Source organism: Zestomonas ipomoeae, from assembly GCF_057128665.1.
This window is the reverse complement of record NZ_JBSKHQ010000032.1, coordinates 14,822-36,868: the sequence shown is the minus strand read 5'-3', so window position 1 is coordinate 36,868 and position 22,047 is coordinate 14,822. Positions and strand designations below refer to the sequence as shown.

The following is a 22,047-nucleotide window of genomic DNA, read 5'->3' as shown; positions in this document are numbered from 1 at the left end:
GGGGCACATCAGCCCAGAGGGCTTCGAGGCCAGGATGAGGGCTTAAACACGTGTCCACGATTGCTGGGCAAGATCAGTATTCGGACAGACCGGCAGCTTTGGCTCCCACTTCAATAAAAATTCCGGTAGTCACAACAAAAGCGATGAACTGGCCTGCGATAGCGCTATTGTCCGGGCGAGACGCTGGAGTGCACTTTTGATTGGCGGATCATTTTCGCCTCAGTGCCTTGGCCATGGCCTGGTCGACATGGTGTCGCCAGTCGCGGTCGCGCTTGTCGTTATCGCGGCTTGTGTCTCGGCGGCTGGTTTCCTGCGTATCCCGGCATTGGCGAAAGCCGTCATCCCAGCCTTGGGCATATTCGGCGCGAGCAAGGTAGCGGGGCATGTCCTTGCGGAACTCGCCGAGGGCTCCGGCGGCCTGTATGCCGCTGCTGCAGCCAGCTTCGAAGCCGTCCGCATAGGCGATCGGATAGCCCTCGGCCAGTAATTGTTGATGCGTGCTCTGGCAGCCGCCGAGCAGCAGGGCCGCGAGGGCGGCGGCAAGCCCCCGCGTGACGCCTGCAAAGAGGGTTGCGGGGGCGCTCACGTGGCCTCAGGTGGGCAGGCGTGCGGCTCGGCGCTGAAGGCGAGGGCGCAGGGAAACGCCAGCAGCGCGGCGGACAGCACCAACACGCCGAGAAAGAGGTGGCAGAAGGTCAGGCAACGTCGCATCAGGCCGGCCCTCCCATCAGGGCCGCTTCAGCTGGATCGGGCTCGGTCAGAGGACTGCAATACAGCATCCAGCGGTAGCAAAGCAGGCAGATCGTCCAGTCCAGCAGCAGCGTCCAGAGATTGTGGGAGAGAAAGTGCGCGCCACGAATCATCTGGCTCGCGGAAAACAGCGTGCCCAGCCCGAGTGCCACGACCAGGGCAATGCGCGCGGTTCGCGGGCGGCTGTCGCGCAGGGCGAAGAACAGTGCCAAGAGCGAGAAGCCGACGGAGGCATGCCCACCCGGCCAGCAGCGGCCGGGGTGGGAGGTCGGCGCACGCTTGGCGAGCAGCGGAGTGAAGGTTTCCTGGCCGCCGAACGCGCTCAGGCTCCATGGGCATTGCACAGCGGTGAGCGCCTTCAGTGGCGCGACCACGCTCACCGAAAGCCCGATGGCCACCACCAGATAGCCCAACGGCCGCCGCCAGGCGCGCCATTGCCGGCGCAGCAGGCTGATGAGAAAACCGGCGACGACGAGCACACCGAACAGGGTCACCGCCTGCTTGGCGCGATCATGCAGTACATTCTCCAGCCAGTAGCTGTGGCGACCGACAAATCCCTGGCCGGGTTCGTAGAACGGCCTGGCCAGGGCGAAGTCCAGACCGCTGGTATCGACCAGCAGCATGATGGCCATCAGGGCGAGGGGGACGCCCAGAGCGAAACGAAAATCGAAGTGGCGCGAGACGCGAGACGACGGCACGTGGGGACTCCGGTGACGGCATTGGTGATGACGGCAGTCTGCCCTCGCGCCTGTGAGGTGGCCGTCAATCGGATGTGAAAAATGCGTCAACGGCGCTGCCGCCCGTTCCGCCGCCGGGATTGCTGCCGCCTTGGGCAATGCCCAGTAGAATTCCGACCCTGAAACGTTTTTCGAGGTCTTCACGGTGGATTTACAGCAGGGGTTCGTCCTGACCCGGCACTGGCGCGATACTGCCGCCGGTACGGAAGTCGGGTTCTGGCTGGCCACCGACGCCGGGCCTCGCTATGTCCGCCTGCCACATCAGCCCTCGGTGGCCTTCATCCCGGCGGAGCAGCGCGTCAGGGCGGAGTCGGTCCTGCGTGGCGAGCGTGACATCGAGCTTCGACCACTGGAGCTTTGCGACTTTCATCATCGTCCTGTGCTCGGCCTCTATTGCCGGCAACATCGGCAGCTGATGAAGCTGGAAAAGCAGCTGCGCCAGGCCGGCGTGGATGTTTACGAAGCCGATGTGCGTCCGCCGGAGCGCTATTTAATGGAACGTTTCATCACCGCGCCGGTGTGGTTCAGCGGGATGGCGAGCGACGGCGGCGCATTGAGCGAAGCCCAGTTGAAGCCGGCCTCCGGCTATCGCCCATGCTTGAAGCTGGTCTCCCTCGATATCGAAACCAGCCCCCAGGGTGACCTCTACTCCATTGCCCTGGAAGGCTGTGGCGAACGCCAGGTATACATGCTCGGACCCGCCAGCGACGCTGCCGAGGCCGTCGATTTCAAGCTCGACTATTGCGATACCCGCGAGCAGTTGCTCGAACGATTGAACCAGTGGCTGGCTCATCACGACCCCGACGCCATCATCGGCTGGAACCTGGTGCAGTTCGACCTGCGCGTGCTGCGCGACCATGCCCAGCGCCTCCATGTGCCGCTGCGCCTGGGTCGCGCCGGCGAGGTGCTCGGCTGGCGCGAGCATGGTACGCGCAGCAACCATTACTTCGCCGAAGCGGCCGGGCGCCTGATCATCGATGGTATAGAAGCGCTGCGCTCGGCCACCTGGAGCTTTTCCTCGTTCAGCCTGGAGAACGTCGCCCAGACGCTGCTCGGCGAGGGCAAGTCGATCGACAGCCCCTACCAGCGCATGGAGGAAATCGATCGCATGTTCGCCGAGGACAAGGCGGCGCTGGCTCGCTACAACCTGAAGGATTGCGAGCTGGTCACACGCATCTTCGCCAAGACCGAGTTGCTCACCTTCCTGCTCGAGCGCGCCACCGTCACCGGCTTGCCGGCCGACCGCAGCGGCGGCTCGGTGGCGGCCTTCACCCACCTCTATATGCCGCTGATGCATCGCCAGGGGTTCGTCGCGCCGAACCTCGGCGAGCGCCTGCCAGAGGCCAGCCCCGGCGGTTTCGTCATGGACTCGCGCCCCGGCCTTTATGAGTCCGTGCTGGTACTCGACTACAAGAGCCTGTACCCGTCGATCATCCGTACTTTCCTCATCGACCCTGTGGGCCTGGTGGAAGGCATGCGCCACCCCGGCGACAAGGAATCCGTACCTGGCTTTCGTGGGGCGCGCTTTTCCCGCACCAGGCACTGCCTGCCAGCGATTGTCGCGCGCGTATGGGAAGGGCGCGAGGCCGCCAAACGCGAGGGTAATCAGCCGCTTTCGCAAGCACTCAAGATCATCATGAATGCCTTCTACGGCGTGCTGGGCTCCAGCGGCTGCCGCTTCTTCGACCCGCTACTGGCATCCTCCATCACCCTGCGCGGCCACGAGATCATGCGCAGGACCCGTGAGCTGATCGAAGCGGAAGGCCACCAGGTGATCTATGGCGATACCGATTCCACCTTCGTCTGGCTACGCAGGGCCCACGACGAGGATGAGGCCGCGCGCATCGGGCGCACCCTGGCAGAGCAGGTCAACCAGTGGTGGCGCGAGCACCTGCGCCGGGAACTCGACCTGGAAAGCGCGCTGGAACTGCAATTCGAAACCCACTATCGCCGCTTCCTGATGCCCACCGTGCGCGGTGCGGAGGAGGGCAGCAAGAAGCGCTACGCGGGCCTGGTACGGCGAGCCGACGGAGATGAGGACATCGTCTTCAAGGGCCTGGAAACCGTGCGCACCGACTGGTCGCCACTGGCCCGGCAGTTCCAGCAGGAACTGTACCTGCGCATCTTCAAGCGGCAGGCGTATCAGGACTACGTGCGCGAGTATGTGCGCCGTACCCTGGCGGGGGAACTGGACGAGCTGTTGATCTACCGCAAGCGCCTGCGGCGGCGCCTCGACGATTACCAGCGCAACGTGCCCCCGCACGTGCGCGCCGCGCGGCTGGCCGACGACTACAACGACCGCCAGGGCCGCCCACGCCAATATCAGAGCGGCGGCTGGATCAGCTATCTGATCACCGTCGCCGGCCCTGAACCGCTGGAAACGCGGCGTTCGGCCATCGATTACGACCACTACGTCACCCGGCAGTTGCAACCGGTGGCCGACGCCATCCTGCCATTCGTGCAGGACGACTTCACCACGCTGATCGATGGCCAGCTCGGCTTGTTCTGACCGGTCGAATCGTGCTTATCTCGCCGCCGGTTCGCTCGCCTGGTTCCGGCCTTGGCGACGGCGCCTCCTCCGCACCTACTCACAGAATGGAATCCATGCCATGCAGCCTCCAGCCATCCTCTATCCGGTTTTCGCACTCGCTCTCTGGACCAGCCTGGTGTTGCTGCTGATCCCCATCGTTCGGTTTCGCTCGGGGTTTCGTCGCGAGACCGTCGCCGCAGACTTCAAATACGGCGAGTCGTCCTCGGTCCCGCCGTATGTGTGCATTCCCAACCGGAACTACATGAACCTGCTGGAGATGCCGGTTCTGTTCTATGTCGGCTGCCTGGTCATCCTGGTCACCCATACCGCGACCACCGCCATGCTCGTCCTGGCCTGGTCTTATGTGGCCCTGCGCGTGGTTCATAGCGCCATTCACCTCACCTATAACCGCGTGATCCACCGGGTAATGGCCTTTGCCGCGAGCAACCTGGTGCTGGTGGCGCTCTGGGTTCTCGCCGGGCTGCAGATCTTCGGGGCATAGCAGGTACCACTTGCCGCCCCTTAGTGGGGCAGGCCAGTCGCCCCGGATCCGCCAGAAACACAACTGCCTGCGTCTCGACAACTGTCTTGCGACGAAATACCTGTACATTTATTTAATTATGTACAAGTATTTGGCCGGCCCTGGCAATCTCGTCAGTGGCCGCAACCAAGTGGACAAACGATGGCGACGATGCAGCAGCGGTTCATCGACCTGCGCCTGTGGTGCTGGCTGTTAGCCGGGCTATTCGCGCCCATGGCGACCGCGGGCTGGCAGGAGGCAATGCCCGGCGCCCAACTGCTGGGGGCCGGCGATTTCAGGTTCTGGGGCTTGCGCATCTATACCGCGAGGCTGTGGGGAATAGGGGAGAGCTACGACCCCGGACAACCCCTTGCCCTGGAGCTGACCTATCACCGTTCGATCAGCCGGAAAACCCTGGTCGAGACCAGCATCGAGGAGATGCGCCGCCTGCAAGGCGCCGAACTGGGCGAGCCGCAGCTGAGCCACTGGCGGCAGCAGATGGAAATGGCCTTCGTCGACGTCGAGCCCGGCCAGCGAATCAGCGGGGTCTACCTGCCCGGGAAGGGATGCCGCTTCTATGTCGATGACCGGCTGAGCCACGTGGTCGCCGGATCGGCATTCGCACAGGCCTTCTTCGACATCTGGCTGGACCCGCGAACCCGTAACCCCGAACTGCGCGAGCAACTGCTCGGCGCTCGATGATCCGGAGGAGAGCGTGATGTGGAAACCCTGGTTCCTGAGCGTTTGCCTGCTGCTTGGCGGTTGCAACGTCGATGTCACCCATTACCGCAACGAGGAGCCGACGCTCGATCTTCGCCGGTTCTTCGCGGTGCCGGTGCATGCCTGGGGCATGTTCCAGACGCGCGATGGCGCGGTGGTCAAACGCTTCGAGGTGCGCATCCTCGGCCGCCGCGAAGGGGACAAGCTGATCCTCGACGAGCGCTTCATCTATAGCGATGGCACCCGTCAGTCGAGGGTCTGGACGCTGATGCCCGCAGGCCCCGACAGGTGGCGCGGTACCGCCGCCGACGTGGTCGGCGAAGCCGTCGGGCAGGTTTCCGGCAACGCCCTGCGCTGGCGCTACACCCTGCAACTGCCGGTGGACGGGGACCTGTATGAGGTAGCCCTGGACGACTGGATGTACCTGATCGACGAAAACACCTTGGTCAATCGCTCGTTCATGAGCAAGTTCGGCGTCGAAGTCGGCCAGATCACGCTGTTTTTCCGCCGCAGCGAGGCGCCGTGATGCAAGCGTTGCCGAGCGAATGGTTGCCGCCGGGTTTCCGCGCGCTGGTTATCGGCGCCAGCGGAGCGATCGGCACGGCCATGGTCGAGTGGCTGCGGGAAGACCCGCGCAGCGCGCAGGTCATCGCCATCGGCAGGGACACCTTGCCGGCCGTCGACCTGCGCCAGCCGCAGAGCATCGCCGATGCCGCCTCGGCGCTGGCCGGGCAGGCGCCGTTCCACCTCATCGTGCACGCCGCCGGGCTATTGCACGCGCCGGACTACAACCCCGAGAAGTCCCTCGATGCCCTGAACATCGACCAATTGCACGACTGCTTCCAGGTCAACACCTTCGGGCCGGCACTGGTGCTCAAGCATTTCCTGCCGCTGCTGGAGCGCGAGGGCACGTTCGGCGTGCTCTCGGCCAAGGTCGGCAGCATCGGCGACAACCGCCTGGGCGGCTGGTACAGCTACCGGGCATCCAAGGCCGCGCTGAACATGCTCATCAAGACCGCCGCCATCGAACTGAAGCGCCGCAGTCCACAGGCGCGCCTGGTGGCGCTGCACCCCGGCACGGTGGCTTCCATGCTCTCGCAACCCTTCCGGGCCGCCGCCAAGGCGCGTCTGCCCCGAGACGCCGTGCGCGACTTGCTGGGCCTGCTCGGCGAGCTGGGGCCGCAGGACAGCGGTGGCTTCTTCGCCTACAACGGCGAGCGCCTGCCCTGGTAGCAGCGCTCGATGAAACAGGGGCATGACCCCGAGGAGAGTGTGCCTGTGAACCTTGAACGACTGGCCTCGCTTGCCAATGACGCGCGCATCGACGAGATCGATCTGATTTCCCTGGAGGGCGGCATCTACATCGTCCAGGTGCACACGGAAGGGCGGGTGCATCCGCTGCTCGACGAGCAGGGTGAAAGCCTGCAGCTTCGCTCGACCACCCATGCCAGGGAAGTCTTGCAGCACCTTCCACCGCTGCCGTGCGTGCTGGTCCAGCACGTGGTGCACGACGAGATGTGCGGGCTGCGCGAGCAGGTTCCGGAACCCCTGCGAGTACCGCTGGGCCTCGACCGAGCCTTGTGAGCGGCCTGCGGTCAGCCGCAGCGCCTGGCCAGCCAGTGCAGCATGGGCAGCAGTGGCATCCAGAGCAGGGCGAGCAGGACCATGGATGGCCACAATCCGTACGGCAGGCCGACGTCGGCCAGGCGCGCACCGGCGTAATAGGACAGCGGACCGCCCAGCGCACCCACCAGCGCCGCCAGCCAGAGCCGCTGCGCCGACCACGCCAGGCTCAGGCGCAGCGTGCTGCCGAAGAGTAGCCACAGCAGCGCCAGCCATCCCGGCAGCAAGGGGCTGTTGCCGGGAAAGTCGAATACCCCGAGGTTGAGCAACAGGCTATCCAGCAGCCAGCCGCAGACAGCTACGGCCAGGATCGCGCGTACTTCGCGGCTTCGCCGGGGAGACCAGGCAATCTGCAACGCCAGGCAGGCCGCTGCCACCATCAGCAGTGACGGGCGCCCAGCGCCAAAGATGCAGGCTGCCCAGCCGATCTGGAACAGCACGGCATTGGCGAGCAAGCGCACGCCCGCGCGAGGCAGGGGTTCGTTGAGTGAAGGGTGATCCGCCATGGGTGCAGCAAAACCTGTACACGATGCTATTTTGTATAAATAGGATAGGTCCAGTCGGTTGCGAAAGCGCGGGAATTTTTCCCAGCGAGGGGCAGGGTGCCGGGATCGAACAGGGCGGAGCAGTGTGCGGTCAGCTCGATGCGGCCTGCAACTGACGCTTGAGTTCGGCAAGCTCGGCCTCCAGCTCGCGCACGCGCTCGGTTGCCTCCACCTCGGTGGTGACATCCCGCTGGATGCCGATGAAGTAGGTCAGCTGGTCAGCCTCGTTGAATACCGGGGTGATCGACAGCTCGTTCCAGAACGGGCTGCCATCCTTGCGGTAGTTGCGAATGATCTGGCGGCAAGGCTGGTTGTTCTTCAGCGCCTCCCTGATCCTCGCCAGGCCGGCCTGGTCGCGGTCCCCGGCCTGGAGAAAGCGGCAGTCCTGGTAAAGGATATCGTCCACGGGGTACCCCGTGAGGCGCTCGAAGGCCGGGTTGGCGTAGATGAGAATGTTGTCGTCGCCTTCCTGCTCGGCCACCACGATGCCGTCGTTGGATGCTTCGATTACCAGTTGCAGGAGCTTGGCATTGATCATCGCGAAAGAATTCCCTGTGTGGATTGGCAGCATTCTAGGCGCAGAAGAATCGCACGGCGAGGGCGGCTGGAAGTCTGCACAAGCAAGCGCAGCCAGTGGCCGCGTATGGTTTACAATGCCCGCCATTTCTCCAGCCGCGCCCACGCCATGACCGACACCGCCGACCAAACCGAGCTTTCCGAGGAAACACTGCCCGAGGGCCTGTTTCCCATTCGCGAGGTGGTGCGCCTGACCGGCATCAACCCAGTCACGCTGCGGGCCTGGGAGCGCCGCTACGGCCTGATCAAACCCATGCGCACCGAGGGCGGCCACCGACTGTATACCGCCGAGGACATCGACACCATCCAGCGGGTGATCACCTGGACGAACCGCGGCATCGCCGTCGGCAAGGTCGGCGAGCTGCTGGCCCGGCAGCAGCAGACCGGCGAGGAACCCGAGCGTGAAGCGCAGCCGGCCGGCGAATGGCGAGAGTGGCAGGACGAGTTCTGCCGCGCCGTCGCAGCATTCGACCGCGAGCGCCTCGAACGTGTTTATGGGCAACTGTTCGCCACCTATAAGCAGGAAACGGTATTCGAAGACGTCCTGCTGCCGCTTTGGCAGTCACTGGCCCAACGCGACGAATTCGGCGCCACCAGCCAATGGCTGTACCTGGACGCCTTTCTGCGCGCACGTGTGCTGCTGCGCCTGCAAATGGATCGTGGCGCCTGCGAACAACGCGTACTCCTGGCGGCATTGCCCGGTGCATGCCTCGAGCTCGAGTTGCTGAGCGCCGGTCTACTGCTTGGCGGCGCCAGCTTCGCGGTCGAAGTGCTGTCCCTCGGACTGCCCTTGGACGAGTTGCCACTGGTGTGCGATAGCATTCGGCCGGCCGCGCTGGTGCTGTTCGCCAACACGCCATTGAACGACGACATGGTCCGTCGCCTGGGCAAACTGCAGCTACGCCTCGACTGTCCGCTGGCGCTCGCCGGCAAGGCCGCCGACGACAGCGCAGCATATTTCAAGGAAACGCCGATCGCCTGCCTGGGACATACCGTCAGGGATATGCGCCAACGCCTGGCGCAGTTCATTGCCGGACGATTGGATACCTGAGCAGCCGGGCTGGGAACGGTAGAAGCTTTGCAATGCAATGCAATGCAATTGGCTTGGCCCGCCGGCAGCAGTCTCAATCGATAACTTCGCATAATGTATATTATGTTAAATTACGTATGGCGCAGGTTGAACACTTCAGCAGATTTGCTTTTAGCTCATCGCTTCAGGCTGACGCGTCTTCCCTGCTTCCAAGGTGTCCTTCGGTCGGTGCTGAGTAGATACCAGTGAGCACTTCATCGTTTCACACCGTGCGGGAAAATCGGCCCTTCTGCGCATCGCCCAGGTAGGCATCGAACGCCATGGCGACGCTGCGCATCATCAGGTGGCCCTCGGGTCGCAGGACCAGCGCGTCGGTGTGTAGCTCCACCAGACCGTCACCGATCTGTTCGCCCAGCCTGGCCAGCGCTTCGTCGAAGTACTCCCGGAACACAATTCCATGCCGCGCTTCGATCCTGGCAAAGTCGATGCGACCGTGGCACATCAGGTCGGTGATCACTTCCCGGCGTAGCCGGTCGTCGTCGCTCAGCCGGTAGCCCCGGTGCACTGGCAACAAGCCCTGGTCCAGGCGTGCGTAGTACTGGGAAAGCTCCTTCACGCTCTGGCTGTAGCTGTCGCCGACCTTGCCGATGGCCGATACGCCAAGGCCGATCAGGTCGCAATCGGCATGGGTCGAGTAGCCCTGGAAATTGCGCTGCAGCGTGCCATTGGCGCGGGCCAGCGCCAGTTCGTCGTCGGGCAGCGCGAAGTGGTCCATGCCGATGTAGACATAGCCCGCCGCCGTCAGGCGCTGGATGGTCAGCTCCAGAAGCTCCAGCTTGCGCTCGGGCGGCGGCATGTCCTGCGGGCGGATCAGCCGCTGGGCGCGCACCATTTCCGGCAGGTGCGCATAGCTGTAGGCGGCGATGCGATCCGGACGCAGGGCGATGATCTTGCTCAGGGTCGTATCGAAGCTGGCCACGGTCTGCAGTGGCAGACCGTAGATCAGGTCCACGCTGACCGACTTGAACCGGGCTTCGCGCGCGGTGGCCACCAGTTGGTAAATCTGCTCCTCGCTCTGCACGCGGTTGACCGCCGCCTGAACCTGGGGATCGAAGTCCTGAACGCCGAAGCTCAGGCGGTTGAAGCCCAGCTCGCGCAACTGGTGGATGCGCGCCGGCGTGATGGTGCGCGGGTCGACCTCGATGGAAAACTCGTGGGCGTCGCTATCGTCCATGTCGAATGCCTGATGCAGCGCCGCCATCAGGTCGGCCAGCTGTTCGTCGGTCAGGTACGTCGGAGTACCGCCGCCCAGGTGCAGCTGGGTCAGCTTGCGCGTGCCATCGAACAGTGCCGCCTGCATGGCGATCTCTCGCTTGAGGTAAGCCAGGTACTGCTCTGCGCGATGGGTCTTCTGGGTGATGATCTTGTTGCAGGCGCAGTAGTAGCAGAGGCTCTTGCAGAATGGGATGTGGATGTACACCGACAGCGGCTTGGGCGCTGCTGCTGCGTTGCTGGCCCTGGCGGCGTCGCGATAATCCTGTTCGGCGAACGCCTGGTGAAACTGCGGCGCGGTGGGATAGGAGGTGTAGCGAGGGCCGGGGCGATCGTATTTCTCGATCAGCGCGCGGTTGAAATGGATCGACTGGCCCATGGAATTCGCACCTCATGGCAGGGTAATCGGTTCTACAGGCCGCCTTCGACGGCCTATCGGCGTTGGGTCGAAGCTTACGGGCAACGCGCCTGGGACTCGTTGATTGAGGTCAACGCCATCCCAGGTGGCTCGCGCCGGGAGTCCCGTCTTGCGTTGATCCAGCGCATGCCGACGACCGTGCAGGCCTGGGACACTAGCCCGTGCTTTACTGCAATCGACCTCGTCCGCACGGCGCCAGACGGCGACACGGAGCACTTGCCATGAAGAATCTCCTGCAACCCCTGACCTGGAGCCTGGCGTTCGTCCTGGCCCTGGCGCTCGCATCGGGTATCGCCATCGACATGGTCAGCCCCGCGACCAGCCACTACTCGACCACGCCTCACTAGCCGTCGGTTGGACGGACGCACCGACCGGCAACCTCTCCCCTGCCCCCGATTCGCAAACCATGGCCAATGCGCGCCGGACGGCCTATAGACCAAGTGGAAATAGCCCTTGGAACGAAAAGCAGCTAGGCCCACCGCAACCGGCCTTGCTCGCGAGCCGCGCCTAACCCCTCGCCCAGACGCCGGCAAGCGACTTCCCGAGCTGACGCAAGGCGCGTGATAGACACTCCGAAGCTGGCTACAGGCCAGTATCTGGCGCCGTTTCGGTGCCAGCGGAGCGGCTTGAAGTCCCGAGTGCTTGTTCTACTGTTTCGAAGTCAGACCTTACGGCCCGTATGGGCATCGGGTATCAGCATTCCCGCGTGAGGGCCGAGCTGCACAAGGAAAGGGCAGCAGCCTGCTCCACTTCTTTGCAGCGTCGCGCCAGCGCGCTCGTCCTCCCCGATCGTTCGCAGTCATGCAGACCGCATCGCCAGCACTGTGCACTGAGTGGTTTCGTGTCCGGTTCCGCTACTCGCCGAGCCGGCCATCAGACTTATCGAGGAGTCATGCCCATGCCGTCAGTCCTGAGTTATCCCGGCGTCTACATCGAAGAAGTACCCAGCGGTGTGCGCACCATCACCGGCGTCGCCACCTCCATCACCGCGTTCGTCGGCCGCGCGCTACGCGGGCCGGTGAACCAGCCGATTCGCGTGCAGAGTTTCGCCGAGTACTCGCGGCTGTTCGGCGACCTCTGGCAACCGAGCACCATGGGTTACGCGGTCAACCAGTTCTTCCAGCACGGCGGCAGCGATGCGCTGATCGTGCGGGTGTTCAACGGCGACGTGGCGGCCACCTCGGCGACGCTGTCGCTGGACACCGCTGGCGGCGCCCTGGCGCTCGAAGCCGCCAGCCCCGGCACCTGGGGCAGCCGCTTGCGCGCGACGGTCGACCACCTGACCCGCGATACCGCCGACACCCTGCTGTTCAATCTGCTGATCGAGGAACTGGATCGCCCTGGCGGGACGACCTCGGTCGCCTCGGAGACGTTCCGCAACGTCTCCGTCGACCCGCTCAGCCCACGCTTCGTCAATACCGTGCTCGACGAACAGTCGGCGCTGGTCAATGTGCGCAGCTCGGCACCGGCCACGGAGAGCCCCGCCGATGGCACCGTGACCGTGGCCAACCCCGACGGCACCGCCACGGCGGACGGCACCCTGGGCGGCGACGGCAGCGACCTGACCGACGCGCAGATCACCGGCAACCAGGCCGCGCGCACCGGCATCTTCGCCCTCGAAGGCGCCGATTTGTTCAACCTGCTGTGCATCCCTCCCCTCACCCGTACGGTCGATCTGGCCAACGCCACCTGGGCCGCCGCCGCGAGCTACTGCCAAACCCGCCGGGCGATGCTGATCGTCGATTCGCCCAGCGCCTGGACCGCCACCCCGAGCACGGCGATCAGTACCGCCGAGACCGGCGTGAATGCGCTGCGCGGGGCGATCGGCAACGACGATGCGATCAATGCCATGGTGTATTTCCCGCGGCTGCGCATGCCCGATCCGCTATCGGAAAACCGCATCGCCGACTTCGCGCCCTGCGGCGCGGTGGCCGGCATCATGGCCCGTACCGACGTGCAACGGGGTGTGTGGAAGGCGCCGGCGGGGCTGGCGGCGTCGTTCTCCGGCGCCCAGGGTTTTACCTACACCATGACCGACCAGCAAAACGGCGTGCTCAACCCGGTCGGCCTGAACTGCCTGCGCAGCTTCCCGGTCGCCGGTCACCTGGTCTGGGGCGCGCGCACCCTGGCCGGCGCTGATCTGCTGGCCTCGGAATGGAAGTACGTGCCGGTGCGGCGCCTGGCGCTGTTCATCGAGGAAAGCCTGTTCCGCGGCACCCAGTGGGTGGTGTTCGAGCCGAACGACGAACCGCTGTGGGCACAGATCCGCCTGAACATTGGTGCCTTCATGCAGGACCTGTTCCGCCAAGGCGCCTTCCAGGGGGCCAGCCCGCGGGACGCCTACTTCGTCAAATGCGACCGCGAAACCACCACCCAGAGCGATATCAATCGCGGCGTGGTGAACATCCTGGTCGGCTTCGCCCCGCTCAAGCCGGCGGAATTCGTGGTCATCAAGCTGCAGCAGATGGCCGGACAGATCGACGTCTAGGAGGACAGGCCATGGCCCAGTTCAGCGTCAATGCACAGCGTTTCGATCCGTACAAGAACTTCAAATTCCGCGTCAAGTGGGATGGCCGCTACGTCGCCGGCATCAGCAAGGTCGGCGCACTCAAGCGCAGCACCGAACTGGTCGAGCACCGCGAAGGCGGCGACCCATCCACCTCACGCAAGTCACCGGGACGCAGCAAGTTCGAGGCGATTTCTCTGGAGCGTGGCGTCACCCATGACACCGAGTTCGAGAAGTGGGCCAACAAGGTCTGGAACTTCGGCTCGGGACTGGGAGCCGAGGCCTCGCTCAAGGACTTTCGCAAGGACCTGATCATCGAGGTCTACAACGAAGCCGGGCAACTGGCGCTGGCGTACAAGGTGTTCCGCTGCTGGGTCTCCGAATACCAGGCGCTGCCGGACCTGGATGCCAATGCCAACGCCGTGGCCATTCAAACCATCAAGCTCGAGAACGAAGGCTGGGAGCGCGACTACGACGTCACCGAGCCGACCGAGCCGAGCTTCACCGAGCCGGTTTGATCGCCATGGCCTCGCTGACCGCGACCCAATTGCTCGAGCTGTGGGACCACGGCTCGCGGCGCCATCCGCTCGACCGCAGCCTGTTGCTGTTGGCCATGGCCGCGCCTGAACGGCCCGGCGAAAGCCTGGCCGACGTGTCGCTCGGCGAATGCAACGCGGCGCTGATGCGCTTGCGCTGTGCAACTTTCGGCAACCGCCTGCCGGTATGGATGGACTGCCCGCACTGTGGCGAACGCCTGGAGTTCGAGCTCGATCCACGGCAATTGCCGCCGATTAGCCCGCCGCCTGCGCAAATCGAAGTCGCCGGCTATCGCTTTCGCTGCCCGGCCAATCGCGATTTGTTCGAGGTGGCCGGCAGCACCGATGTCGACCAGGCCGCACGCCGGCTGCTGCTCGGCTGTGCGGACGCTGGCATTGCGCTGCCGGATGACGAGCAGGCGTTGCAGGATTTGCTCGCCACCGTGGAAGCCGCGCTGGAAGCGGCCGACCCCTGGGCCGATCTGTCGCTGGACTTCGACTGTCCCGCCTGCGAGCGCAGTGCCAGCGCGAGCTTCGATGTGAGCAGCTATTTATGGGAGGAAATCGACGGCCAGGCGCGGCAACTGCTCGATGAGGTACATCAGTTGGCCCAGGCCTACGGCTGGAGCGAGCCTGAGATTCTCGCTTTGAGCGCGTCGCGTCGTACGGCCTACCTAGCGAGGGTAAGCCCATGAGCGGCCTGTTTCGACGCCTGGCGGAGCGCGCGTTGGGCCAGCCCGGAGCCACGCGGCTACATGCCCTGGCCCGACTGCCGTACCAGGCTGCGCCCGCCAGCCTGGTCGAGTCCCCGGCCACCTGGCCTAGCGAAGCCCAGCCAGCCGCCAGCGCGCCGCTGGGGCCAAGCCAGGCGGTGCAGCAGCAATCGCCGGTGTCGCAGCCACCGCGGGTCTCACCTGGCCGGCCCCGCCCAGGCGCGTCGACGGTGACGAATACCGGCACCTCGCGTCTGGCTCCAAAGGCTCCCGAGGGAACGGCCGTCCTGCTGACGGAGATCGAGCCTACAACCGAATCGCCGCCACGCTTGCAATCGGCCGAACCACGCCGAGCAAGTACCGGTATTCAGGTTGCCGCCACGCCGGCGGCGCCGTTGGAGGGCCCAGCGTCGCAGCCGGCACCGTTGTTTCAGCCCGTTGCCGATCACGTATCGACGCCTGCCGCCGTTGGTCGCGCGGCAGCTGCTTCCGCATCGCTGTCGGGCAGTCCGGAGCCGCCGAGTGCATCGCCTTCACTGCCCGCAGCCCTGCTGTCCCCTGCCCCGTTCTTGGCGCCCAGGGTTTCATCGCCAACCGCTGGGCCAGCCGAGCGGCAGCGCACGCCAGACGAAGTGCACGTGCATATCGGCCGCATCGAGATCACCGCCGTGCAGCCGCCCGCGCCGGCCAAACGGGCCAGCCGCAAGGGCCAGGCGCCGCTGTCGCTGGATGACTACCTGGCCCGGCGCAAGGGGGATGGCGCATGAGTACCGCCCTGGCCATCGCCGGCGTCACCGCCGTGCTGCGCGACCGCCTCAACGACGGGCTGGTCAACCACAACGTCGCCGGCCTGCTCGGCAGTACCGTGAGCGTCAGCGTGCTTGCGCCCGACCGCGTGGTGCCGGCCGATGGCACCGAGTCGAGCCAGCTGAATCTGTTTCTCTATCAGGTGATGCCCAACGCCAGTTGGCGCAACGAAGGCTTGCCGGCCCATGCCCCCAGCGGTCGTCAGCGCCTGACTAACCCGCCGCTGGCGCTGGACCTGTTCTATTTGATCTCCGCCTACAGCGGCGGCGACCTGCATGCCGAGATCCTGCTCGGCTACGCCATGCAGTTGATGCACGAATTCCCGGTACTCACCCGCGATATGGTGCGCACCGCGCTGACCCCGTCGCCGGATGTCGGCGCGGTGCTGCCGCCGGCCCTGCGCGCGCTGGCCGATTGCGGGCTGGCGGACCAGCTGGAACTGCTGCGCATCACCCCGCAGACCCTGGGCACCGAGGAAAGCTCCAAGCTCTGGTCCGCCACCCAGTCGAGCTTCCGCCCGACCGCGGCCTACCAGGTGTCTCTGGTATTGATCGAAGCCACCCAGCCGACCCGCTCGCCGCTGCCGGTGCTGTCGCGCGGCGAGGTCAATCCGGTTTCCGGTCGCGAGCGCGGCGTGGTGGTCGGCCCCAGCCTGATTCCCGCCCTGCCCGCTATCGACGCGATCCTACCGGCTGGCGGCCAACCGGTGGCGCGGCTGGGCGAAACCATCGTCCTGCGCGGTCACCACCTCAACGGCGGCTCGCGGCAGGTGCTGCTCAACAGTGAGCGCTTCGATATAGAAGAAGCGCTCGCCGCCAGTGGGCCGGACAGCGGCGAACGCATGGAACTGGTGATTCCCCTGGCGCGCAGCGCCGACTTCCCGGTAGGCATCTACGAGGCCGCCGCGCGCCTGGTGATGCCCGGCGAAACCCAGCAGCGCAGCAGCAACCGCCTGGGCTTCACCCTTGCCCCCGATATCAGCAACCTGCCGCAGAACGTGGCACGCAATGGCGATGGCGATGCCCTGGTGAGCATCGACTTCACCCCCGAGCTGCGTCCGGGCCAGCGCGCCACGTTGCTGGTCGGCCAGCAGGAGGTGCTGCCGCAGAGCTTCAGCGCGCCTGTCAGCTCGCTGGATTTCCTCATCGTCGACGCCGAGCCCGGCGACTACCTGATTCGCCTGCGCATCGACGGCATCGACAGCCCGATCGTCGATTACGCCAGCACGCCGCCGACCTTCCTCAACCAACGGCTGACCATCACATGAACGCGCCAGCCGATCTCGATTGGGCAACCGCCAACCAGCAACTGCTGGTGGCGGAATTCGCCCGCCTGCGCGCGCTGCTCGGCGACGGCGATGCCGCGCACGCCCAAGACGTGGTGGAGGCCCGGCGCGCCGGCCTGCGTGTGCCGGCCGCCATAGACCGGCTCTGCCAGCTGTTCGAACTGAGCCCGTTCGAGCGCGACCTGCTGCTACTCGTCGCCAGCGTCGAAATGGATGCGCGCCTCGCCCAGTTGTGCGGCCAGGCCGAGGCTCAACCAGGATGCCACTGGGCGACCTTCGGCCTGGCCTTGTCGATACTGCCCGATGCCCACTGGAGCGCCTTGGCACCGCCGGAACCGCTGCGCCGCTGGAAGCTGCTGGAACTCGACGATGACCTCGGCCTCACCAGTGCGCGCCTGCGCCTGGACGAGCGCGTGCTGCATTTTATCGGCGGCCTCAACTACCTCGACCACCGCCTGCATGCGCTGCTCGAACCGGTGACCGCGCCCGGCTTCATGTGCCAGGCGCACATCCGCGTCGCCGACGCCGCGCTCGCCCAGTTACAACGTCGCCGCGAGCGCCTGCCGGCCATCCTGTTGAGCGGCGACGACGCGTCCGGCCAGCAGGATGTCGCCGCGCTGGTCGCCCAGCGCCTGGAGGTGGTGCTGTTCCGTCTGAGCGCCGGCGACATCCCCGCCACAGTGCAGGAGCAGGCCGCGCTGGCCACCCTGTGGATGCGTGAAGCCGCACTACTCGGCGGGGCGCTGTTGATTACCCATGAGGATGACGACGGCAAGGCCTGGCTGCCGTTCATCGCCCGGGTGGACGGGTTGCTGATAATCGCCGGTCGCACCCTGCCCGCGCTGGACGGCGACCCCCTGGTCGTGGACCGACCGGACACCCCGGAGCAACGGCGGCTGTGGCGCGAGGCGCTTGGCGACCGAGCCGGCAGCCTCGGCCCGGTGCTCGACAGCCTGGCCAGCCAATACCGCCTGGGCGCCCGGCGCATCGCCGCCATCGCCGCGCGCCTGAACGACGAGGACGATGCCCGCGCTGCCGCCCTGTTGCACCGCAGCTGCCGGGGCACCGCGACCCTCGGCGAGCTGGCCCGGGTCATCGAGCCGCGCGCCACCTGGGAGGACCTGGTGTTGCCCGAGGCGCAACGCCAGACCCTGCAACAGATCGCCGTGCATGCCCGCCATCGCCTCACCGTGCACCACGATTGGGGCTTCGCCGACCAGAGCGCCCGCGGCCTGGGCATCGCCACGCTGTTCTGGGGCGACTCCGGCACCGGCAAGACTCTGGCCGCCGAGGTGCTGGCCAACAGCCTGGGGCTGGCCCTGTACCGCATCGACCTGTCGGCGGTGGTGAGCAAATACATCGGCGAAACCGAGAAGAACCTGCGCAAGGTGTTCGACGACGCCGAAGCCGTGGGCGCGATCCTGCTGTTCGACGAGGCCGACGCGCTGTTCGGCAAGCGCAGCGAGGTCAAGGACAGCCACGACCGCTACGCCAACATCGAAGTCAGCTACCTGCTGCAACGCATGGAGACCTACCGCGGCCTGGCGATTCTCACCACCAACCACAAGGCCGCGCTGGACTCCGCCTTCTCGCGCCGGCTGCGCTTCGTCGTGCATTTCCCGTTTCCCGACGAGACCCAGCGCGAGGCCCTGTGGCGCGGCGCGTTCCCGCCCGCCACGCCACTGGAAGATCTCGATTATCCGCGCCTCGCCCGCCTCGCCGTGCCGGGCGGCACCATTCGCAATATCGCCCTGGCGGCCGCCTTTCTCGCCGCCGAGGCCGGTTCGCCCGTGGGCATGGCGCACCTACTGCGCGCCGCCCACCTGGAAGCGGCTAAGCGCGACAAGCCGATCTCCGACAGTGAAACCAGGGGGTGGGTATGAGCCGCGTGGTACTGCATATCGACCGCCTGGTACTGCGTGGCATCGATCCGCACGACACCGCCGCGCTGTCCCGCGCCGTGCAGAGCGAATTGCAGCGCTTGCTGGCCACGCCGGGAAGCGCATCCGCCCTGGCCGCCAGCGGCAACCGAGGCAAGGTGACCCGCGCCGACTTGCGCCTGCCGGCCGGAGGCAGCGACCGCGCGCTGGGCCGGGCAATTGCCGCCAGCGTAGACAGAGGGCTGCGGCCATGAGCAACCACGCGCCCTTGCAAAACGCCCAGGCTCGCGGCAATCCCAACGGCGGTGATTTTCTGTTGCAGCGCAAGTGCGCCTGCGGCGGCTCAGCGGGCCGCTCGGGCGAATGCGAAAAATGCCGCGAGGAAAAGACCCAGGGCCTGCAAGCCAGGCTCGCCATGGGCGCCAGCCACGATCGCCTGGAGCAGGAAGCCGACAACGCCGCCGCACAGGTGATGCGCAGCCGTCATGCCGAGGTTCGCACTAACGCAGCGCCGCCCCGGCTCAGCCGTCGCAGCAATGCCGGCGGCGGCACCCGCGATGCGGTGCCGAGCAGCGTCCAGCGCACCCTGGACAGCAGTGGCGCGCCGTTGCCCGACTCGGCGCGGGCGTTCTTCGAGCCGCGCTTCGGCCACGACTTCGCCAACGTGCAGATCCACCACAGCGCGCAGGCCGCACGTTCCGCGGCGGAGGTCGATGCCCACGCCTACACGGTCGGCCGGCATATCGTCTTCGGCCAGGGCCGCTATGCGCCGGACACCTCCACCGGCCGCGAACTGCTCGCCCACGAGCTGGCCCACGTCGTCCAGCAGGGCGCCGACGGCCCATACTCGAGAGCTTCGGGCCCGCGCCTGCAGCGCCGGGCGATCCACAGCGGCAACATCCTCTTCGAAGGCACCTGCGAATTCCTCGCCTGCAATTCGCGCTGGGCCTGCGAAGACGAGAACGGCGTGACCTGCCCGGAAGGCACGCGCAATGCCCACGCCGAAACCGGCAAGAAATATCGCCCGCTGTTCACCTGCGACACCAATTGCGAGAACAACCGCAGCTGTTCGGACAGCGGCAACTGGATGGCGATACCCAGCGAACGCTTCGCCCGCCGCAAATGCGGCCAGGACCTGGTGATCTGCGCCAACGGTCGCTCCACCCACGCCAGCGTCAGGGACCGCTCGGTTGGCGAACACTGGGAAGTCAGCCCCGGCATCACCGACAGCCTGGGCGTGGCGCGTGGCACCTTCACCGGCTCCATCTACGGCTCCGAAAGCGACGCGGAATTCCTCCGCGATTCACGCTGCCGCTCGGCCGACTCCGATAGCGAGGGCGGCGGGAACGGCGGAGGCGGAGGTGGAGGCGGAGAAACGGTAGGTGGCGCCGATGCGCCAAGCAAAGATGCCGGCGCCAAGCAGGAAGCCGGTGGCGGCGAGGCAGGCGGCTCCAGCACTGGGGCTCGTCGGGTGTTCTCCCTGACCTTCGACGATGGTCCTCACGCGGCGGCACTCGGCGGCGGCGCCAACCGCACCGAGAACGTGCTGGATGCGCTGCAGAGCAAGAACGCCAAGGCCGGTTTCTTCATCCAGGCCCACGCCCTGAGCGGCGAAGGCCGCCCGCTGCGTGGCGATACGCCGTCGGGCCGCGCACTGATCCGCCGCATGCGCGCCGACGGTCATGCCATCGGCATCCACACCGGCGGCACCCGGGATCACGAGGCGCATACCGCCGCGCAGGCCGCGGGGCGTTTGCGCGGCGAACTGGAAAGCGCGCGCACCTTCATTCGCGACACCACCGCCAGCGACGATCAGGCGGGCCTGGAAACCACCCTGGTGCGACCGCCCTTCGGCCGTTCCAACGAGGCGGTCCGGCAGACCTACGCGGATCTCGGTCTGACCAATCTGCTCTGGGACATCGACGGCGATCCGGGCGGGGAAATGTCTCTGGATGAGCTGAAAGCCCAGGTCGGCACCGGCATACGTCGCATAGCCGGGAACCACTGGCGGGTCACGACGCCGTCGGCGCCAAAGATCGTCGTGCTTTACCACGACATCCGCCGCGGTACCTCGACGCATATCGGCGCGGTGATCGAACACATCAAGCAGGTCACCCGCGATGTCGACGGCTCGACCGCCGCATTCGAGCGGCCTTGAACCCCAAAAGGGCAACGGTGAACGCAATGGGATCATGTAGCCAGTCAGCCAACTGCAACCAGTGCGACAGCTGCCGCAAGCAGAACGCCGGCGCGGCCTTGCGCTCCTCGCGCGGGTCCAGCCGGAGCAGCGGCGGCCTGAGCCAGGGGCAGCGCCAGCGCCTGGAGAGCGAAGCCGACCAGATGGCCCAGCGTTTCATGCAGGCGCGTTCGGTGGCTCCCCTGGCCAAACCGTTCGCCGGTCTGCCGGCGCACCTGTCGAGCACGCGGCCAGGCCAGGTGCAGAAGAAAGCCCTGCCGCTCAGCGCCTCGCCGCAAACCGTGCTGAAGCAAAGCGACGAAGAAGAAAAAGCCTCGCCCACGGCGGCTCCGGCCGAACTCAAGGGCGGTGGCTCCGTCGATGAAACCGCTGAAAGCAACATCGGCGAGCCGAGCAGCGCCGGCGATGCCCCCAAGGAAGGCGAGGAGGTGCTGACCAAACGTGGTGACAACCGGGTGATGCCGGTATCGGCCGAGCCGTCGGTCCGCAGCGGCGGCGGTACCCTGCCCGCGCCGGTCCAGCGCGAGATGGGCAGCTTCTTCGGCCGGGACTTCTCCGGCGTGCGCATCCACGACGACGCCCAGTCGCACCAGTACACCCGCAGCATCGGCGCACTGGCGGCAACCCGTGGCAACCACGTCTATTTCTCCGATCACGTCGATGCCAGCCGTTATGCGCCGCTGTTGGCCCACGAGCTGACCCACGTGGTGCAGCAGGACAGCGCGCCGCGGCTCGGCCAGGGCGCGACATCCGGCTCCGTCCATACAGCCCCGCCGAACATTTCCCGCGCCCCGGTTGGCTGGCAGCTGTACCAGGAGACCATCTGCGCCGGTAAGGAAAACGAACACGCCAGCACCCAGCCCAGGGACTTTCCCCGCACCTACATCAGCCAGATCAACGTGTCGCTGACCAACCAGCGGGTCACCCTCGACTGGACCGGGGACAGCGTCGCGGAAGCCGAGGAGATCGTGCAGCGGATCACCGGCGACGGCGTGATCAACTGTTCGACCGGTGCCGGGGTGACCGGCCAGACCAGTTGCAACGACCCGGACCACAGCCGCAGCAGCGGCAGTTGCTGCACGCCCATCGGCACCTTCACCCTCGGCGCGCAGAGCTGCGTCACGCCCAAGCTGGGCTTGCAGAACTTCAGCGGCTTCCAGCGCTCCGGCGTCGGTTTCCACTATTACCCCAGCGTGCCGAGCCACCCGGCTTCCCATGGCTGCGTGCGACTGCACCGGGGCGCCTCGCGAATCATCTTCGACAGCGCCCGCCCAGGGGTGACCACCGTGGTGGTCAGCGGCAGTTTCGCCAGCAGCTATTCCCGCCACAGCAGTTGTACCTAATTCATGATCGCCCGGCCTGGCCGGGCGCAACGCCAGGAGCGCGACTCATGAGCAGAGCC

General features: G+C 66.1%; 23 protein-coding genes. 17 read left to right on the top strand and 6 right to left on the bottom strand.

What is annotated here, in order from left to right:
- Positions 1–208: 208 nt before the first annotated feature.
- The 3 genes from ACWKV7_RS23245 to ACWKV7_RS23235 are packed head-to-tail and all read right to left on the bottom strand — an operon-like array spanning position 209 to position 1,382.
- A complete protein-coding gene (locus tag ACWKV7_RS23245; protein WP_483860081.1) occupies positions 209–586 on the bottom strand; it encodes a hypothetical protein in 378 nt (125 codons plus the stop codon).
- Positions 583–711, bottom strand: a complete 129-nt coding sequence (locus ACWKV7_RS23240; protein ID WP_483860080.1) for a hypothetical protein — start codon at positions 709–711, stop codon at positions 583–585. Before ACWKV7_RS23240 ends, ACWKV7_RS23245 begins: the two co-directional genes overlap by 4 nt.
- Positions 711–1,382: a phosphatase PAP2 family protein gene (locus ACWKV7_RS23235; protein WP_483860084.1), complete on the bottom strand. Its 672-nt coding sequence runs from the start codon at positions 1,380–1,382 to the stop codon at positions 711–713. Before ACWKV7_RS23235 ends, ACWKV7_RS23240 begins: the two co-directional genes overlap by 1 nt.
- A 250-nt stretch (positions 1,383–1,632) precedes the next feature.
- Between ACWKV7_RS23235 and ACWKV7_RS23230 the strand changes: the two genes are divergently transcribed.
- The 6 genes from ACWKV7_RS23230 (at position 1,633) to ACWKV7_RS23205 (ending at position 6,841) form a co-directional block, all read left to right on the top strand.
- Entirely contained in the window at positions 1,633–3,996 is a 2,364-nt protein-coding gene (locus ACWKV7_RS23230) for a DNA polymerase II (protein WP_483860079.1), read from the top strand.
- A 100-nt stretch (positions 3,997–4,096) separates the two neighbouring features.
- Entirely contained in the window at positions 4,097–4,519 is a 423-nt protein-coding gene (locus tag ACWKV7_RS23225) for an MAPEG family protein (protein WP_483860078.1), read from the top strand.
- A gap of 189 nt (positions 4,520–4,708) precedes the next feature.
- Positions 4,709–5,239 (top strand): chalcone isomerase family protein, encoded by a 531-nt coding sequence (locus ACWKV7_RS23220; protein ID WP_483860077.1) that lies wholly within the window; start codon positions 4,709–4,711, stop codon positions 5,237–5,239.
- 16 nt (positions 5,240–5,255) lie between these two features.
- Positions 5,256–5,783, top strand: a complete 528-nt coding sequence (locus tag ACWKV7_RS23215) for a DUF3833 domain-containing protein (RefSeq protein WP_483860076.1) — start codon at positions 5,256–5,258, stop codon at positions 5,781–5,783.
- Between the two features lie 8 nt (positions 5,784–5,791).
- The gene (locus tag ACWKV7_RS23210; protein WP_483860083.1) at positions 5,792–6,490 is read left to right on the top strand and encodes an SDR family NAD(P)-dependent oxidoreductase; all 699 of its coding nucleotides are present in this window, start codon (positions 5,792–5,794) and stop codon (positions 6,488–6,490) included.
- A 45-nt stretch (positions 6,491–6,535) separates the two neighbouring features.
- Complete coding sequence (locus ACWKV7_RS23205; RefSeq protein ID WP_483860075.1) at positions 6,536–6,841, top strand: DUF6482 family protein; 306 nt, start codon at positions 6,536–6,538, stop codon at positions 6,839–6,841.
- A gap of 11 nt (positions 6,842–6,852) precedes the next feature.
- Here ACWKV7_RS23205 and ACWKV7_RS23200 read toward each other — a convergent pair whose 3' ends face one another.
- Both ACWKV7_RS23200 and ACWKV7_RS23195 read right to left on the bottom strand, forming a co-directional pair.
- The gene (locus tag ACWKV7_RS23200) at positions 6,853–7,386 is read right to left on the bottom strand and encodes a DUF2878 domain-containing protein (RefSeq protein WP_483860074.1); all 534 of its coding nucleotides are present in this window, start codon (positions 7,384–7,386) and stop codon (positions 6,853–6,855) included.
- Between the two features lie 130 nt (positions 7,387–7,516).
- A complete protein-coding gene (locus ACWKV7_RS23195; RefSeq protein ID WP_483860073.1) occupies positions 7,517–7,963 on the bottom strand; it encodes a PAS domain-containing protein in 447 nt (148 codons plus the stop codon).
- A gap of 147 nt (positions 7,964–8,110) precedes the next feature.
- Between ACWKV7_RS23195 and ACWKV7_RS23190 the strand changes: the two genes are divergently transcribed.
- Positions 8,111–9,052, top strand: coding sequence for a MerR family transcriptional regulator (locus ACWKV7_RS23190; RefSeq protein ID WP_483860082.1), 942 nt, complete (start codon positions 8,111–8,113; stop codon positions 9,050–9,052).
- A 241-nt stretch (positions 9,053–9,293) separates the two neighbouring features.
- On the opposite strand, the gene hemN is transcribed toward ACWKV7_RS23190, so the two are convergent.
- Positions 9,294–10,682 (bottom strand): oxygen-independent coproporphyrinogen III oxidase, encoded by a 1,389-nt coding sequence (gene hemN / locus ACWKV7_RS23185; protein ID WP_483860072.1) that lies wholly within the window; start codon positions 10,680–10,682, stop codon positions 9,294–9,296.
- A 260-nt stretch (positions 10,683–10,942) separates the two neighbouring features.
- Between hemN and ACWKV7_RS23180 the strand changes: the two genes are divergently transcribed.
- The 10 genes from ACWKV7_RS23180 to ACWKV7_RS23135 all read left to right on the top strand — a co-directional run bounded on the left by ACWKV7_RS23180 (position 10,943) and on the right by ACWKV7_RS23135 (position 21,988).
- Complete coding sequence (locus tag ACWKV7_RS23180) at positions 10,943–11,068, top strand: hypothetical protein (RefSeq protein WP_483860071.1); 126 nt, start codon at positions 10,943–10,945, stop codon at positions 11,066–11,068.
- 551 nt (positions 11,069–11,619) lie between these two features.
- Positions 11,620–13,209: a phage tail sheath family protein gene (locus ACWKV7_RS23175; protein WP_483860070.1), complete on the top strand. Its 1,590-nt coding sequence runs from the start codon at positions 11,620–11,622 to the stop codon at positions 13,207–13,209.
- Between the two features lie 11 nt (positions 13,210–13,220).
- Entirely contained in the window at positions 13,221–13,745 is a 525-nt protein-coding gene (locus tag ACWKV7_RS23170; protein WP_483860069.1) for a phage tail protein, read from the top strand.
- A 5-nt stretch (positions 13,746–13,750) separates the two neighbouring features.
- Entirely contained in the window at positions 13,751–14,458 is a 708-nt protein-coding gene (locus ACWKV7_RS23165) for a hypothetical protein (RefSeq protein WP_483860068.1), read from the top strand.
- Positions 14,459–15,114: 656 nt separating this feature from the next.
- Positions 15,115–15,243, top strand: coding sequence for a hypothetical protein (locus ACWKV7_RS23160; protein ID WP_483860067.1), 129 nt, complete (start codon positions 15,115–15,117; stop codon positions 15,241–15,243).
- Positions 15,240–16,550 (top strand): Pvc16 family protein, encoded by a 1,311-nt coding sequence (locus ACWKV7_RS23155; RefSeq protein WP_483860066.1) that lies wholly within the window; start codon positions 15,240–15,242, stop codon positions 16,548–16,550. The genes ACWKV7_RS23160 and ACWKV7_RS23155 overlap by 4 nt, the downstream gene beginning before the upstream one ends.
- Positions 16,547–18,451 (top strand): ATP-binding protein, encoded by a 1,905-nt coding sequence (locus ACWKV7_RS23150; RefSeq protein ID WP_483860065.1) that lies wholly within the window; start codon positions 16,547–16,549, stop codon positions 18,449–18,451. Before ACWKV7_RS23155 ends, ACWKV7_RS23150 begins: the two co-directional genes overlap by 4 nt.
- On the top strand, positions 18,448–18,702 hold the full coding sequence (locus ACWKV7_RS23145; RefSeq protein ID WP_483860064.1) for a hypothetical protein: 255 nt from the start codon (positions 18,448–18,450) through the stop codon (positions 18,700–18,702). Before ACWKV7_RS23150 ends, ACWKV7_RS23145 begins: the two co-directional genes overlap by 4 nt.
- Positions 18,699–20,606 (top strand): eCIS core domain-containing protein, encoded by a 1,908-nt coding sequence (locus ACWKV7_RS23140; RefSeq protein WP_483860063.1) that lies wholly within the window; start codon positions 18,699–18,701, stop codon positions 20,604–20,606. Before ACWKV7_RS23145 ends, ACWKV7_RS23140 begins: the two co-directional genes overlap by 4 nt.
- 26 nt (positions 20,607–20,632) lie before the next feature.
- Positions 20,633–21,988, top strand: coding sequence for an eCIS core domain-containing protein (locus tag ACWKV7_RS23135; RefSeq protein WP_483860062.1), 1,356 nt, complete (start codon positions 20,633–20,635; stop codon positions 21,986–21,988).
- Positions 21,989–22,047: the final 59 nt, after the last annotated feature.

Coding starts and splice junctions, on each gene's coding strand:
- ACWKV7_RS23240 (WP_483860080.1), bottom strand. CDS start 711: ATGCGACGTTGCCTGACCTTCTGCCACCTCTTTCTCGGCGTGTTGGTG.
- ACWKV7_RS23235 (WP_483860084.1), bottom strand. CDS start 1,382: ATGGCCATCATGCTGCTGGTCGATACCAGCGGTCTGGACTTCGCCCTG.
- ACWKV7_RS23225 (WP_483860078.1), top strand. CDS start 4,097: ATGCAGCCTCCAGCCATCCTCTATCCGGTTTTCGCACTCGCTCTCTGG.
- ACWKV7_RS23220 (WP_483860077.1), top strand. CDS start 4,709: ATGCAGCAGCGGTTCATCGACCTGCGCCTGTGGTGCTGGCTGTTAGCC.
- ACWKV7_RS23215 (WP_483860076.1), top strand. CDS start 5,256: ATGTGGAAACCCTGGTTCCTGAGCGTTTGCCTGCTGCTTGGCGGTTGC.
- ACWKV7_RS23200 (WP_483860074.1), bottom strand. CDS start 7,386: ATGGCGGATCACCCTTCACTCAACGAACCCCTGCCTCGCGCGGGCGTG.
- ACWKV7_RS23195 (WP_483860073.1), bottom strand. CDS start 7,963: ATGATCAATGCCAAGCTCCTGCAACTGGTAATCGAAGCATCCAACGAC.
- ACWKV7_RS23190 (WP_483860082.1), top strand. CDS start 8,111: ATGACCGACACCGCCGACCAAACCGAGCTTTCCGAGGAAACACTGCCC.
- hemN (WP_483860072.1), bottom strand. CDS start 10,682: ATGGGCCAGTCGATCCATTTCAACCGCGCGCTGATCGAGAAATACGAT.
- ACWKV7_RS23180 (WP_483860071.1), top strand. CDS start 10,943: ATGAAGAATCTCCTGCAACCCCTGACCTGGAGCCTGGCGTTCGTCCTG.
- ACWKV7_RS23175 (WP_483860070.1), top strand. CDS start 11,620: ATGCCGTCAGTCCTGAGTTATCCCGGCGTCTACATCGAAGAAGTACCC.
- ACWKV7_RS23170 (WP_483860069.1), top strand. CDS start 13,221: ATGGCCCAGTTCAGCGTCAATGCACAGCGTTTCGATCCGTACAAGAAC.
- ACWKV7_RS23165 (WP_483860068.1), top strand. CDS start 13,751: ATGGCCTCGCTGACCGCGACCCAATTGCTCGAGCTGTGGGACCACGGC.
- ACWKV7_RS23155 (WP_483860066.1), top strand. CDS start 15,240: ATGAGTACCGCCCTGGCCATCGCCGGCGTCACCGCCGTGCTGCGCGAC.
- ACWKV7_RS23150 (WP_483860065.1), top strand. CDS start 16,547: ATGAACGCGCCAGCCGATCTCGATTGGGCAACCGCCAACCAGCAACTG.
- ACWKV7_RS23145 (WP_483860064.1), top strand. CDS start 18,448: ATGAGCCGCGTGGTACTGCATATCGACCGCCTGGTACTGCGTGGCATC.
- ACWKV7_RS23140 (WP_483860063.1), top strand. CDS start 18,699: ATGAGCAACCACGCGCCCTTGCAAAACGCCCAGGCTCGCGGCAATCCC.
- ACWKV7_RS23135 (WP_483860062.1), top strand. CDS start 20,633: ATGGGATCATGTAGCCAGTCAGCCAACTGCAACCAGTGCGACAGCTGC.